This is a genomic window from Oceanobacillus saliphilus (assembly GCF_023522835.1).
Classification (GTDB): domain Bacteria; phylum Bacillota; class Bacilli; order Bacillales; family Amphibacillaceae; genus Oceanobacillus; species Oceanobacillus saliphilus.
In genome coordinates this window covers 1-262 of the sequence record NZ_JALCZU010000197.1, presented here as the reverse complement: position 1 = coordinate 262, position 262 = coordinate 1, and the positions used below count along the sequence as shown (strand labels likewise).

The following is a 262-nucleotide window of genomic DNA, read 5'->3' as shown; positions in this document are numbered from 1 at the left end:
ACCGCCCACGGCGTGATTATGATCTTCTTCGTGGCGATGCCGTTTGTTATCGGTCTGATGAACCTGGTGGTTCCGCTGCAGATCGGCGCGCGCGACGTTGCCTTCCCGTTCCTTAACAACCTGAGCTTCTGGTTCACGGTTGTGGGCGTGATTCTGGTTAACATCTCTCTGGGCGTCGGTGAATTCGCGCAGACAGGTTGGCTGGCTTATCCGCCGCTCTCGGGAATAGAGTACAGCCCTGGTGTCGGGGTCGATTACTGGA

1 protein-coding gene is annotated in these 262 nt (G+C 57.3%); it reads left to right on the top strand.

All coding sequences use genetic code 11. The annotated features are described in order from the left end of the window. Nucleotides 1–262: cbb3-type cytochrome c oxidase subunit I (locus MN204_RS20900; RefSeq protein WP_249872969.1), on the top strand; the 262-nt coding region annotated here is incomplete at both ends.